Genomic DNA, 13,663 nt, shown 5'->3' with positions numbered 1-13,663 from the left:
AGTAATTTTCTTGCTGCTCTTTACAAATCTTATTTTTTAAATATAATTTTTTAAAAAATGAGAATTGGTCCTCTTTAAAGGAATTTACTGTAAAATCTAGATACGAGTTTACAATAATGCCTTGGTTATTTAAGGCGGTGCTTTTAAGTACCTTATGCTGGGTTACTGGTGTTTTTTCGGCGTAGTTATTTTGGCTTTCTGTAAAAAAGAAAGTTGACAGACCTATAACAAGCGTTAAAACGAATTGGTTGAACCTAAACACGGTACTATTTTTAATTAATACCCCAAAGGTAAAAGTTTATCTGTTAAGGATATTATAAATTTTTTCAGAAAAAACTATGAGTTTATTCGGCTAGCATGCTTCTGTTTTTAAAATCTTTTTTCATGATGGTTATGGTGCTTTTAGTAAGACGTTTAGTAATAAGGCCCTTTACTAACTTTAGTGCATTTCGTATTAGCCATTTTTCTTTAAATCGTTTATTAATTTCCGAGGTAAGAATGTTGTTAATTCTATTTTTTAAGGCAGGTTCAATAGTATTAAAATAGTTGGGTGCCAATTTTGGAAACTCATCAATGGTATACGAAAATGGATTTGTATTTCCGTTTTCTTTATCTTCTATAAAATTTAAATCTGGAATAATAGGGAAGTAGGTGGCTTCTGTACCACTATCGTTAGTGGCTTTGCGTTTAAATATAGCTAAGGCATCGTCACTTAAACCTTCAAACAATGGGTGTAAATTGTTTTTGTCGTATTCCAGCATAAAGTAGGCTCTAAAAAAATTACGTGCATTATTTCGGCCTAAAAAGAAATCATGCTTTCTAAATTCTATGTCTAAAAAGCCACCAAAACCGCCTAAAGACGCACAAGAAATAGGCGGATGGTTTTTTAAAACTCCGAGATGCTCCCATTTTACAGGAAACACTAAAAGGCGCAAATAATCTTTATAAAACGATCCGCTATGTTTTACGCTTACTTGCTCTCTAAGCGTGGTGTAAAGTTTAGGGATAACGCTCCAAATACCCTTTTGAAATAGTGTTGGCGAGAAAATATCTTCTACGCCACCAGGTTCATCTTGGTTATAAAAATTAGGGAATGGGTCTACCATAATGGTTCCAAACATAGGTAGTTTAGGGTCGTAATTAGGTATTATGCTTTCTAAAACTTGAACAACCTCAGAGTATGGTTCGTTGTTAATAGTGCCGCCATCAACATCGGTAAAATCAAAATAATCGTCGTTTATTTTTATGTCAATTACAGATTTATCTTTTTCGTCTATTTCAAGATTTCTTAAAATACAGTTTTTTAAATAGGTTGTGGTTAATTGGTCTTTAAAATGTCTTGGCGCTAAACCAATTGGGAACGCGCCAGTAGCTTTGGTGCATAGTTTAAGTAAAGCTTTAGAGGCTTCGTTGTATGGGTCGAATTTTAAATAAACATCCTTATCGGCTACCTCATCATATTTCATTTTAAAATGAGCAATTATCATATGCTCACTCATGCGGTGTCCGGGTGTGTACGGAAAATTGGCCGACGATACGTTTCCAAACTTAAACTCAAAAGGCACACCACGTAAGCTGCAAAGCGTAAGTATAATTCTTAAATCTTCAGAAATATAACGTGGTCTTTCTCTTTTTTGTACTTCAGATACTAATTCGTTAAAAACCTTGTCTGCAATACGATCTATAGGCTTAGAGTTTAATAGTGACGGTATATCATCACTAGAATCTAAATCTTCGGTGTTCAACATTTTTTCGAAGGTCTTTACCTTATCGTCGTCATCCAAAAGTACCCAACTATCATATAAAATATTACCTGTTTTAAGATTGGTAGGTAATTTTACTGGCGGTGTTTTCGAAAATGTAGAAAGTGCTGTTATCATGCCAACCATTCCGCCTGCCGATGCGCCACCAAGTGCTTCAATAGAAACATCGTGTAGCGGAATTTGCTTTTCGTAGGGCGTTAATACCTGGTTGTTACTTATTTTTTTTCTAATCACAGATTTTTGTTCTTCCCATTTTTCTAAAATTTCAAAAAGATAATCTATAAATCCCGCCGTATATGCCCCAGCAGATACAGCACCTGCCATGGTTATGCCTAAATGAAAAGGTTTATTACTCATAATATTATTATTTAAAATGTGGGTTAATAAAATTAAAGGCAATAATAGATTTCTCGCGGATATAAGGCGCTAAATTATAAACGGAATCGGTGACCTTAGAAGGTTTTACTAGCCGTTTTAATATTGAAATTAATGTCGAATTACGAGTCACTTTCATAGCACATAAATTAAGTGGTTATAAAATTGCTATGCGTCATAAAATCCTTGAAAAAGGGATGCTTTAAAAACAGATTATGACAAAAAAACTCTTAGGGAAAGGTGAAAAATTATATTATTACGATACAGGTAAATGTACAAAAAAATAAGATTAGTTTTAGATTTCCTACAAAATTGTATGTGTTAAAATTTCTGTTTTTTATCGTTTTTAATTAAAAAGTCGAAAAACTGAGGCAAAAAAAAGCGCTCTAATTGGAGCGCTTTTTTAAATATATTTTAAATATATTATCTATTCATATTTTTAATTTGATCAATAAAATTGTCTAAATCTGTACCATTACTTACTAACGTTAACGCTTTGTCTATAATGTATTTTACATTTACAGCATGAAAACCAAGACCTACAGCAATTTTATTTAAAAGCAAGTGCTCAGGGTCTCCTTTAATATTATCTACATGTACCATACGTACCAAATCGTACAAACGCTCTAAACGTAAGTCGTAAGACGCAGGCGGGTTAATGGCGTGCGAATTGTAATTTTTTAAAATAGTTTTGTAATCGCCTTCGCCAATTTCTAAACGTTGCGCCAAACGGTCTAAAAAGGCTTGTTCTTCTGGTGTAATAACACCATCGGCCATGGCAACTCGAACTATCGATGCAAAATGACTCTCATTACGCTTCTTAAAACCACTGTCAAATAAATCTGAAAACGACATAATATTTTTTTTATTTAGTGGTGCAAACCTACATATTTTTTTTAATATTTTGAATTGAAAGTTTACTTTTTTGGGTGCCTGCCTGCCTACTAGCAGGTTACCACATCCTTCGCCTGCGCTCAGCACAGGCGGTCGGGCTTTTCCTTACAAGTCCTCGCTACGTTCCTCCGATGTGGGCTTTTCAGTGCAATCCCTAACTCGGGTGTACAACTATTTATTTGGCATCACAATTATTTTTAACAGGGTTCAATCATGGCAAATCCACTAAAAAATAATTCTAAACCGTATATTTGCACTTCAAAACAAAATTAGGTGAGTAAAACGAGTATCTCTCAAACCTATTTACAGGCTTTGCAAACGCAAAATCTGCAAACTACTATGGCCCAAACTGGGTCTAAAACACATATTAAAGGGCTTGTAGGGTCGTCTTTTTCTTTTGTTATTTCTAGCATTTTTAAAGCAGCCGACAAACCATTTTTATTGGTTTTTAACGACAAAGAAGAAGCTGCGCACTATCTAAACGATTTAGAGCAGTTATTAAGTACTAAAGATGTGTTGTTTTATCCGGGTAGTTACCGCAGGCCTTACGAAATAGAAGAAACCGACAATGCCAATGTACTATTACGTGCCGAGGTTTTAAACCGGATAAATTCGCAAAAAAAACCAGCCGTAATTGTAACCTATCCCGATGCCCTTTTCGAGCAGGTAGTAACTAGAAAAGAGTTGGAACGCCATACCTTAAAGGTTGGTGTAAATGATAGTTTATCAATCGACTTTGTAAATGAAATGCTATTCGAGTACAAGTTTAAACGTGTCGATTTTGTAACCGAACCTGGTGAGTTTTCAGTACGTGGCGGTATTGTAGATGTATTTTCATTTTCTAACGATGTGCCATATAGAATTGAGTTTTTTGGCGATGAGGTAGATAGTATTCGAACTTTCGATGTGGAAACGCAATTATCCATCGAGCAAATTAAAAAAATCAACATCATTCCTAACGTGGCTAATAAGCTTCTTGAGGAATCCCGACAGAGTTTCTTAAAATACATTGCCCAAAAAACAGTAATCTGTTTAAAAAATGCCGATTTACTATTTTCTAGAATCGATGAGTTTTTTGAAAAGGCCGAAGTGGCGTATAATAAACTCTCCGGCGAAATAAAACATGCTAAACCCCAAGAGTTATTCTGTAATGCCACGCTATTAAAAAAGCAATTACTCGATTTTTCTATTATAGAGTTTGGTACGCAAAATGTTTTTTCTAAGGATTTAAGTAATCAAATTGTATTCGATACCACGCCACAACCCGCATTTAACAAGCAATTCAATTTACTTATTGAAGATTTAAACGCTAATCATAATAAAGGGTACACTAATTATATTGCCTGTGTTAGCGAACAACAAGCCAAACGTTTTCATGATATTTTCGACGATTCTAATCTAGAAGTTGCGCCTTATAACACCATAATTTTATCGCTGCATCAAGGGTTTATAGATCATGATAGTAAGATAGTTTGCTATACCGATCATCAAATTTTCGAGCGTTATCATAAATTTCAGCTTAAAAACGGTTATGCTAAAAAGCAAGCCATTACATTAAAAGAGCTTACAAATCTAGATATTGGCGATTATGTAACGCATATCGATCATGGTATAGGGCGTTTTGGTGGGCTTCAAAAAATAGATGTTGAAGGTAAAAAGCAGGAAGCTATTAAATTGGTTTATGGCGAACGCGATGTACTGTATTTAAGTATTCATTCCTTGCATAAAATTACCAAGTTTAATGGTAAAGATGGTAAGCCGCCTAAAGTTTATAAATTAGGAAGTAATGCATGGAAAACCTTAAAGCAAAAAACTAAAGCGCGTGTAAAACATGTAGCTTTTAATTTAATAAAACTATACGCTAAACGTAAAACCGAAAAAGGCTTTCAATACAATCCAGATAGCTACATGCAACACGAGCTGGAAGCTTCTTTTATTTATGAAGACACACCAGACCAAAGTACTGCAACCGCAGATATTAAAGCCGATATGGAAAGCGAACGCCCTATGGATCGCTTAATTTGTGGTGATGTAGGTTTTGGTAAAACCGAAGTGGCTATTCGTGCAGCATTTAAGGCTGTCGATAATGGCAAACAAGTTGCAGTTTTGGTACCAACTACTATTTTGGCGTATCAACATTCTAGATCGTTTGCTAAGCGTTTAAAGGATTTTCCGGTTACTGTCGATTATGTTAACCGCTTTAGAACGGCCAAAGAAAAACGAGAAACATTAGAGCGTTTAGAGCAAGGAAAAGTCGATATTATTATCGGTACGCATCAACTGGTAAATAAAAACGTAAAGTTTAAAGATTTAGGGCTTTTAATTGTCGATGAAGAGCAAAAATTTGGCGTTGCTGTAAAAGAAAAACTTAAAACCATAAAGGAAAATGTCGATGTGTTAACGCTAACCGCAACACCAATTCCTAGAACTTTACAGTTTAGTTTAATGGCGGCTCGCGATATGTCGGTTATTACAACCGCTCCACCAAATCGATACCCAATAGAAAGTCATGTTATTCGTTTTAGCGAAGAGACTATTAGGGATGCGGTAAGTTATGAGATAGAACGTGGCGGACAAATTTATTTTATACATAACCGTATTGAAAATATTAAAGAAGTTGCCGGATTAATTCAGCGTTTAGTTCCAGACGCAAAAATTGGTATAGGCCATGGCCAAATGGATGGCAAAAAACTAGAGCAACTTATGCTGGCTTTTATGGATGGCGAGTTCGATGTTTTAGTGAGTACAACCATAGTAGAAAGCGGGTTAGATGTTCCTAATGCGAATACTATTTTTATAAATAACGCCAATAATTTTGGGTTAAGCGATTTACACCAAATGCGTGGTCGTGTTGGTAGAAGCAACAAAAAAGCATTCTGTTATTTTATTACTCCAGAATATTCTGCAATGACTGATGATGCTAGAAAACGAATAACAGCACTAGAGCAATTTACCGAGTTAGGGAGTGGTTTTAATATTGCCATGAAAGATATAGAAATCCGTGGTGCTGGCGATTTATTAGGTGGTGAGCAAAGTGGATTTATTAACGAAATTGGGTTTGATACGTATCAAAAAATTCTAAACGAAGCTATCGACGAGCTTAAGGAAACCGAATTTAAAGATTTGTATGATGAAGATGAAGCCGATAAAGTGTATGTAAAAGATGTAACCATCGATACTGATTTTGAGCTTCTATTTCCAGATAGTTACGTTAATAATATTGCCGAACGATTAAGTTTATATACCCAGCTAAACAACCTGAAAACCGAAGAAGAATTGCATACCTTTGAAAAGGAATTAATCGACCGTTTTGGAGCTTTACCAAAACAAGTGACCGATTTATTAAATAGTGTCCAAATAAAGTGGTTAGCTACTAAAATAGGATTCGAAAAAGTTATCATGAAAAAAGGCAGGTTAATAGGGTATTTTATTAACGACCAGCAAAGTAGTTTTTATCAGAGTCCTAATTTTACTAAAGTCTTACAGTTTGTACAAAAAAATCCTGGGGCTTGTAAAATGAAAGAGAAGCAAACTAGAAATGGTTTACGATTAATGCTAAGTTTTGATGCTATTAAAACTATTAAACAAGCTTTAGAAGCCTTAAAGTCAATTGTGGCTTAATTATTGATTTTTAATTAGAAAATAATATTACATAAATGAAACGCTTATTACTTTTAACACTACTACTTCCAGGTTTATTAATAGCACAACATACTATTAAAGGTAAATTTACACCTGCAAAAGATTATAATTTTGCCTTGTTGTATAAAGTAAATCCAACCATATCGGATTATGTTACCAATGCGGAAATTAAGGAAGATGGAAGTTTTGAGTTTAAGTTAGATTCTACAAAAACTAAAGGCACTTACCGTTTGGTATATGCAGTGCCTCAAGAAGATTATAATTTTGATATTATTTACAACGGAAAAGAAGATATCGAACTAACGTTTAATTCTGAAACTGGGGTTGAGTTTATTAAATCTACCGAAAACAAATTATTAGCAGCTTACACCAATAGCATGTCTATGGTTACCCAAAGTATAGGTAATTATTTTAGTCAGGAGAGCGAAGATAAAAAGGCTTTAAAAGCCATATTTAAAACGCAAAAGGAAACGCAAGAGAATTTCGAGAAAGCAGCACAAGGTACAAGAGCATTAGCGTTTATAAAAGCTAATAAACCTTATGTGCCAGAAACTATCGAGCCTGTTGAAACCTATATTGCTAATTTAAAAGCGCACTATTTTGATTATGTAGATTTTAATAATCCAGTGCTTCAAAGTTCTAGTTTTTTAGAAGAACGCATGCTTAATTATGTGTTTGGAATGTCTTCTGATACTAAAGATGAGGTTGAAAATTACAAAGAAAATATCGATGTCGTTTTCGGTCATATGAAAACGGCTCCAAAAGAAGTACAACGTATTTTGTTATTTGATTTGTGGCAACAAATGGCCGATTTAAGAGAAGAAGCTGTGGCTAACTATATAAGTGAAAACTATTTAATGGATGTTGCTGTTAAATTGAATGACCAGCAATTATTAAAAGATTTAATTTTATATAAAAACCTTTCGAAAGGTACTGTAGCGCCTAATTTTAATATTGAAATAGAAGAAAAGGGCAAGGTTATAACTAAAAAACTAACCGATTTAAAAGGTGCCGAAAATTACATTGTCGTTTTTTGGAGTAGTACCTGTTCTCATTGTTTAGATGAGATACCACAATTGCAAAAGTTTGTAAATACCTTCCAAAAAAACAAAGTAAAAGTGGTTGCCATAGGTTTGGAAGACGAGCCTTATGGTTGGAAAAATTTAACTTATGATTATCCGGAGTTTATTCATGTTTATGGAAAAGGAAAATGGGATAACAAAATAGGTAATGCCTACGGCGTATCTTCAACGCCAACATATTTTGTATTAGATAAGGACAAAAAAATTACTGCTAAACCTTTAGATTTCGAGGTTCTAAAAGAATATTTTGAGGTAGGGGAAGAGTAGTTTTAAAAATGGTAAAAAGCATTTTCTAAATGCTCAATATTATAGCCTTTACCTTCTTTTACAATAGCAATAATATCAAACCGAACTTCAACATCTAAATCGTTTACGGTAACATATTCGTCAACCGCCTTTACTAAACGCTTAATTTGTTTGGGTTTTACAAAGTCTTGCGGATTTCCAAAATCGGTAGTCGAGCGTGTTTTTACTTCTATAATGGCTAAAATATCCTTTTTTTGAGCAATAATATCTACTTCAGCTTTATCAAATCGGTAGTTGCGTTCCATAATGGCGTAGTTGTTTTTCAGAAGAAAATCTACTGCTAATTGTTCGCCTTTTTTACCAAGTTCGTTGTGCTGTGCCATGAGTAACTATTTAGAGTAATCATGAATGAATGTTACATGCGGACTTCCAGCCATAAGGTTAGGGTTGGTGCCTATATCGCCTTCTGGAATAGGTTGGTTAAGTTGCTTGTAATAGTCAATCCATCCAGTAGCCGTTTTACCTGTACTGTCTTTAAAAGTCATAGGTTGATTCTTGAATGGTGTAGGGTTGTTTTTTAAATCCTGGTAAGAAAACATTTTGTAAACCAATTCAGAGCAATAGTAACTGGTATCGTCCCATAAAAAAACCTTGTCGTAAGGTAAGCCTAATCGTTTTAGTCCATATTCGATGGCTTTCGGAATATATTGGCCATAATTTTCATCCAGTCTAGCCACTGTAGTTCTAGATTTATTTTGGTCATTTTTATTTCGGTTTAAAAAATCTTGAATAGGTGTTTTGGTAATGCCTTTTTCAGGAATAGCTTCTAAAACAAACCAATTGCCTTGGGTTTGCATCGCTATTCCAACATGAGAATAGTTTTTTGCAAATGCCGTTGCTGTAACCGATTTTATAGCATTATCAATGGCGTCTGTTCCTGTATCTTGAAAAAGTAAATCGCCGTCTTGCAATTCAAAATCTATGCTTTTGTTAGCGTTTTTACAACTTGTAAAAAGAAGAATTACACTAAAAAGAAAGTAAATAAGTTTTGGTTTGGTATGTGTCATTTATAGTAATATTAGCCTCTAAACAAAAAGAAATCATCTTTCATGTGTTCAATCTTATTATCTTGATTTGTAATAATATAATCGATAGCTTGAGATGTAAATTGTTCGCCTTTTTCGGTTAGGGACACAATATTTTTATCAAACTGAATCATGTTATTTTTTAATGCTAAATCTAAAACTGTTTTAGAGCGTACTTTTTGCCAATTTATATGCTCGTTAAGGTGATTAACATGGCGCTCGCGCTCTTCGGAATGGTTTTTTAAATGCAATAAAAAGGTTAATAAAGAGACCTCTGTACGTTGTTGCTTTTCGCGATACATCACTGCAATAATCCCTTTTCTTGGTGCAAATAGATATACAACCAAAAATAGTAGTCCTAACATGGTGGTTATAGATCCTGCAATAGATGCATCGAGCACATGTGCTAACCAATATCCTGCAATAGCGCTAAATACGCCAAAACAAATGGCGTAGATAAGCATGCGTTTTAATTCGTTTGTTAGTAAATATGCTGTTGCTGCAGGGGCAATCATTAAGGCAACTACTAGTATGGCACCAACAGCATCGAATGCGCCAACTGTGGTAACAGACGAAACTGTCATTAATCCATAATGTATAACAGCTGGTGAGAACCCTAATGCCGCTGATAAGCCAGCATCAAAGGTGCTTACTTTTAATTCTTTAAAAAAGGCCAATAGTAAGCCAATGGTTATTATTAAAATACTGCCAATAATCCAAAGGGATTTAGGGCCAACATCTAATCCTGCAATAATAAGCCTATCAAAAGGAGCAAAAGCGAGTTCGCCTAGTAAAACGGCATCAACATCGAGATGCACATCGTTAGCATTTTTTGCTATCATTATTACACCAATACTAAACAGAATAGGAAACACTAACCCAATAGCGGTATCTTCTTTTACCAAGCCTGTTTTTTGAATGTATTCGACCAAAACTACGGTAATAATTCCGGTTAAAGCAGCAAGTAAAATAAGTAAAGGTGAGTTTAAATCTTGAGTAATAAAAAATCCAATAACAATTCCGGGTAAAATGGAATGGCTAATAGCATCGCTAATCATGGCCATTTTTCGTAATACCAAAAAGGTTCCTGGTATGGCACAAGCTATGGCAACCAAACTTGCAATTAGCTGTATTTCTATTTGCGCATTACTCATTGTTACTCGTTTGTTGGTTATACAAATTTGATGCTGTTTTAAAGCCTTCGTCCGTTAAACTCCACATGGTGCCATCCAGTTTTACATAGTTTTTTTCTACTAATTTTTGAAGAGTGCCTTTTGTGAAACCTTGAAAATTATTTAAAATTTTTATGGTATGCGGATGCGAAATATTTTCGTGTGTTTCTGCTATATGAAACATGAAGGAAAGGGTTTTTTGCAATTCTAAATCGCGACGGTTTTTTATAAAACGTAATTGTTTGAATAATAAGCCACGATTGGGCGAAAAAATAAAGGATACTAATACAAAAATACCCGCAACCAGAACAATAACAGGTCCGGTAGAAAGATTGTTTTGGCTGGCGCTAATTGCGGTACCGAACACGCCTGAAAATGCTCCAAATATTGCTGCTAGAAAAACCATAACACTTAAACTATTGGTCCATTGTCTTGCAGCGGCAGCAGGAGCGAGCAACATGGCGCTCATTAAAACTACGCCTACAGTTTGTAAGCCTAAAACGATGGCTAAAACAATGAATGTGGTTATTAAAACATCGATAAATTTGGTGTTAAAGCCAAGTGTTTTGGTGTAATCGGCATCGAAAAGCAGGATTTTAAATTCTTTCCAGAATAGTAATAAAACAAATAAACAGGCACCTGTAACAATCGCCATTAGCCAAACGTCGCTTTCTACTAACGTGGCGGCTTGACCGAACAAGTATTTATCTAAGCCTGCTTGGTTTGCGTTAGGTTGTTTTTGAATGAAGGTGAGTAAAAGCATACCAAAACCAAAAAAGAGCGAGAGAATTAAGCCTAATGCGGTATCTGACTTTAAATGGGTTTTACTAATAATGCCTTTTATCCAGAATGTGCCAATGAGTCCGCTAACTAATGCGCCTAATAATAGCACATTGCTGTCTTTTGCGCCTGTAATTAAAAAAGCAATGGCAATACCTGGTAAGGCGGCGTGAGAAATAGCATCGCCTAAAAGACTTTGTTTACGCAGTACAGCAAAACTACCTAGCATACCTGTAACGGCTCCCAAAATGGCGGTGCCTAAGGTAATTGTTCTTAGGGTGTAGTCTGTAAAAACTAGTTTTATGTATTCTGTTATATCCATAATTTTTGCAAAAGCAGGAATGGCTTCCTTTTTTTATAATCCACCTTTCCTATTTTAGAAAGGAATTAGTTTCTGTTTTTATGCAATCGAGTAAGTACTGTTTATTGTTATTGATTGCTTATTTTGTATTTAATTTTATACCTACAAGGTTTTTGAAACCTTGCAGGAGAGATTTGAGTTCCCCTTTTGGGGGTTAGGGGGCTGTTTACTCCTGTATACTCACTTTATAATTTATACCATAGGTTTTTGTTAAGTTATCGTCGTTAAAAATATCTTTAACAGGTCCTGTGGCTATTTTTTTTACGTTTAAAAAGGTTACCCAATCGAAATACTCTGGTACGGTTTGTAAATCGTGATGGACTACAATTACCGTTTTTCCGGCTTTTCGTAATTCTTTTAAAATATTGATTATTGCTATTTCGGTTGTGGCATCGACACCTTGAAAGGGTTCGTCCATAAAATAAATAGAAGCGTTTTGTACTAAGGCTCGTGCTAAAAATATACGCTGCTGTTGACCACCAGAAAGCTGACTTATTTGTCGGTTTTTAAAGGGTAGCATGCCCACTTTTTCAAGCGCTTCTAAAGCTGCTTTTTTTTCTTTTTGTCCTGGGCGTTTTATCCAGCCTAAACTTCCGTAAGTTCCCATGGTTACAACGTCTAAGGCTGTTGTTGGGAAATCCCAATCTACACTTCCTTTTTGTGGCACGTAGGCTACAATTTGGCGTTGTTTTTCGTAGGGCTTGCCAAAAATTTCGACACTTCCGGCTATGGGTTTTAATATGCCTAAAATAGACTTAATTAATGTTGATTTTCCGGCGCCGTTTGGTCCTACAATGGCCATAAGTACGCCTTCTGGGATTTCTAAATCGATATCCCAAAGTACGGGTTTGTAGTTGTAGGCTACGGTGAGGTCGTCTACTTTTACGGCTATTGCACCTACAGATGTTTCGTTTTTGTTTGTTTCTGATGATTGCGCCATATTCTGTTTTTTTAGATGTTCATTTTGCCTTGATGCAAAACGAACCAAAAAATCATATCAATCTGAGGAAATTGCTAAAGCACCATTCGCTCTCGGAATTTCGCGCTTAAAGCTGCGCTTTGCGACGCCATGCCTTCGCTCTTTATTTCTGCAGATTGATGATTTCGACTGTGTCGAAACTTGGGTGTTGACTTTCTTTTATTTTTTATTTTTTTTTAAATTTTCTATGCTCTATTTTGTACTCTTCAAATGGTTAATTTTAAACCGGCCTTGGCTGATGATTTAGCCCTGATAGAAGCGGCATCCTTTTTTTGCTGCCATATATGGCAAAAAAAGATATAGCGTATAGCAGGAAATAGCTTCGAATAAAATTACTTTAATGCATTTATTATGGTGTTTACATTATACTCGAACATGCCTATATATGTGCCTTCTATGGTTCCGGAATTTCCTAAAGCATCGGAGTACAAAGAGCCGCCAATGGTTACATTGTGACCTTTTGAGTTTACGGCTGCTTGAAGGGCTTCGATGGTGCGTTTTGGTACCGAACTTTCAATAAAAATGGACTTCACTTTCTTTTCTATAATGAAGCTTGATAGTTTTTGAACGTCTTGCACTCCGGCTTCGGTGGCTGTTGATATGCCTTGCAAACCAACGACTTCGAAGCCAAAAGATTTTCCGAAATAGTTAAAGGCATCGTGTGCTGTTACTAAAATACGTTGTTCTTTTGGAAGTGTTTCTATTTTGGCGGTTAATTTTGCTTTTAGGCTTTCTAATTGTTTTATGTAGTTAGCGCCATTGGTTTGAAAAGCGTCCTTGTGCTCTGGGATGGCTTCGCTAAGTTTTTGGGTTACAAAGGTTGTGGCTTGTATCCAATAATCGACGTTAAACCAAATGTGTGGATCGTAATTGGAGGCAAAATACTCTGAGCCTATTAGGGTGTTTTTGTCTATAGCATCGCTAATGGCAATGGTTTTTATGTTTTTCATTTTCTCGAAAACTTCCACCAATTTGCCTTCTAGGTGTAGGCCGTTGTAAAAAATAATATCGGCGCTGGAGAGTTTGGTGACATCGCCTTCGCTTGCTTTATATAAATGTGGGTCTACGCCACTGCCCATTAAGCCTTGTAGGTTAATGTGTTGGCCGCCTATGTTTTTAACCAAATCGGTTATCATGGAGGTGGTGGTAACGACGTTAAGTTTTCCGTTGGTTTGTTTTTCGTTTTTACAACTTGTAATTATTATAGTTGTTAGGCATATTAATATTATTTTTTTCATTCCTTTCTGGGTTGTTTAGCTGCTCTTTTTGTGCGTTTTAATGGGT

General features: G+C 35.3%; 10 protein-coding genes. 2 read left to right on the top strand and 8 right to left on the bottom strand.

The annotated features are described in order from the left end of the window. Positions 1 to 344: 344 nt before the first annotated feature. Complete coding sequence (locus BMY96_RS03360) at positions 345 to 2,120, bottom strand: hypothetical protein (RefSeq protein ID WP_139205206.1); 1,776 nt, start codon at positions 2,118 to 2,120, stop codon at positions 345 to 347. Positions 2,121 to 2,561: 441 nt separating this feature from the next. Further along, complete coding sequence (locus BMY96_RS03355) at positions 2,562 to 2,993, bottom strand: tellurite resistance TerB family protein (protein WP_092849081.1); 432 nt, start codon at positions 2,991 to 2,993, stop codon at positions 2,562 to 2,564. Between the two features lie 312 nt (positions 2,994 to 3,305). Here BMY96_RS03355 and mfd point away from each other — a divergent pair, with 312 nt between their 5' ends. Both mfd and BMY96_RS03345 read left to right on the top strand, forming a co-directional pair. Then, entirely contained in the window at positions 3,306 to 6,653 is a 3,348-nt protein-coding gene (mfd, locus tag BMY96_RS03350; RefSeq protein ID WP_092849079.1) for a transcription-repair coupling factor, read from the top strand. Positions 6,654 to 6,688: 35 nt separating this feature from the next. After that, a complete protein-coding gene (locus BMY96_RS03345) occupies positions 6,689 to 8,023 on the top strand; it encodes a TlpA family protein disulfide reductase (RefSeq protein WP_092849076.1) in 1,335 nt (444 codons plus the stop codon). A gap of 2 nt (positions 8,024 to 8,025) precedes the next feature. On the opposite strand, the gene BMY96_RS03340 is transcribed toward BMY96_RS03345, so the two are convergent. From BMY96_RS03340 to BMY96_RS03315, 6 genes are all read right to left on the bottom strand, one after another. Further along, positions 8,026 to 8,385, bottom strand: a complete 360-nt coding sequence (locus BMY96_RS03340) for a YraN family protein (RefSeq protein WP_092849074.1) — start codon at positions 8,383 to 8,385, stop codon at positions 8,026 to 8,028. A 6-nt stretch (positions 8,386 to 8,391) separates the two neighbouring features. After that, positions 8,392 to 9,069, bottom strand: a complete 678-nt coding sequence (locus BMY96_RS03335; protein ID WP_092849072.1) for a YiiX/YebB-like N1pC/P60 family cysteine hydrolase — start codon at positions 9,067 to 9,069, stop codon at positions 8,392 to 8,394. A gap of 11 nt (positions 9,070 to 9,080) precedes the next feature. Continuing rightward, positions 9,081 to 10,241 carry a metal ABC transporter permease gene (locus BMY96_RS03330; RefSeq protein WP_092849069.1) on the bottom strand — a complete coding sequence of 387 codons (1,161 nt, stop codon included), beginning with the start codon at positions 10,239 to 10,241 and terminating at the stop codon, positions 9,081 to 9,083. Further along, positions 10,234 to 11,361 carry a metal ABC transporter permease gene (locus BMY96_RS03325; RefSeq protein ID WP_092849067.1) on the bottom strand — a complete coding sequence of 376 codons (1,128 nt, stop codon included), beginning with the start codon at positions 11,359 to 11,361 and terminating at the stop codon, positions 10,234 to 10,236. Before BMY96_RS03325 ends, BMY96_RS03330 begins: the two co-directional genes overlap by 8 nt. A gap of 205 nt (positions 11,362 to 11,566) precedes the next feature. Then, positions 11,567 to 12,340 (bottom strand): metal ABC transporter ATP-binding protein, encoded by a 774-nt coding sequence (locus BMY96_RS03320; RefSeq protein WP_092849064.1) that lies wholly within the window; start codon positions 12,338 to 12,340, stop codon positions 11,567 to 11,569. Between the two features lie 371 nt (positions 12,341 to 12,711). Then, positions 12,712 to 13,617, bottom strand: coding sequence for a metal ABC transporter solute-binding protein, Zn/Mn family (locus tag BMY96_RS03315; RefSeq protein WP_092849062.1), 906 nt, complete (start codon positions 13,615 to 13,617; stop codon positions 12,712 to 12,714). Positions 13,618 to 13,663: the final 46 nt, after the last annotated feature.

The sequence above is a fragment of the Algibacter pectinivorans genome (genome assembly GCF_900112595.1).
Classification (GTDB): domain Bacteria; phylum Bacteroidota; class Bacteroidia; order Flavobacteriales; family Flavobacteriaceae; genus Algibacter_B; species Algibacter_B pectinivorans.
This window is presented reverse-complemented; position numbering and strand designations above follow the sequence as displayed.

What these genes read in the sequence shown, in the direction of transcription:
- BMY96_RS03360 (WP_139205206.1), bottom strand. Translation starts at nt 2,120, where the DNA reads ATGAGTAATAAACCTTTTCATTTAGGCATAACCATGGCAGGTGCTGTA.
- BMY96_RS03355 (WP_092849081.1), bottom strand. Translation starts at nt 2,993, where the DNA reads ATGTCGTTTTCAGATTTATTTGACAGTGGTTTTAAGAAGCGTAATGAG.
- BMY96_RS03345 (WP_092849076.1), top strand. Translation starts at nt 6,689, where the DNA reads ATGAAACGCTTATTACTTTTAACACTACTACTTCCAGGTTTATTAATA.
- BMY96_RS03340 (WP_092849074.1), bottom strand. Translation starts at nt 8,385, where the DNA reads ATGGCACAGCACAACGAACTTGGTAAAAAAGGCGAACAATTAGCAGTA.
- BMY96_RS03335 (WP_092849072.1), bottom strand. Translation starts at nt 9,069, where the DNA reads ATGACACATACCAAACCAAAACTTATTTACTTTCTTTTTAGTGTAATT.
- BMY96_RS03330 (WP_092849069.1), bottom strand. Translation starts at nt 10,241, where the DNA reads ATGAGTAATGCGCAAATAGAAATACAGCTAATTGCAAGTTTGGTTGCC.
- BMY96_RS03325 (WP_092849067.1), bottom strand. Translation starts at nt 11,361, where the DNA reads ATGGATATAACAGAATACATAAAACTAGTTTTTACAGACTACACCCTA.
- BMY96_RS03320 (WP_092849064.1), bottom strand. Translation starts at nt 12,340, where the DNA reads ATGGCGCAATCATCAGAAACAAACAAAAACGAAACATCTGTAGGTGCA.
- BMY96_RS03315 (WP_092849062.1), bottom strand. Translation starts at nt 13,617, where the DNA reads ATGAAAAAAATAATATTAATATGCCTAACAACTATAATAATTACAAGT.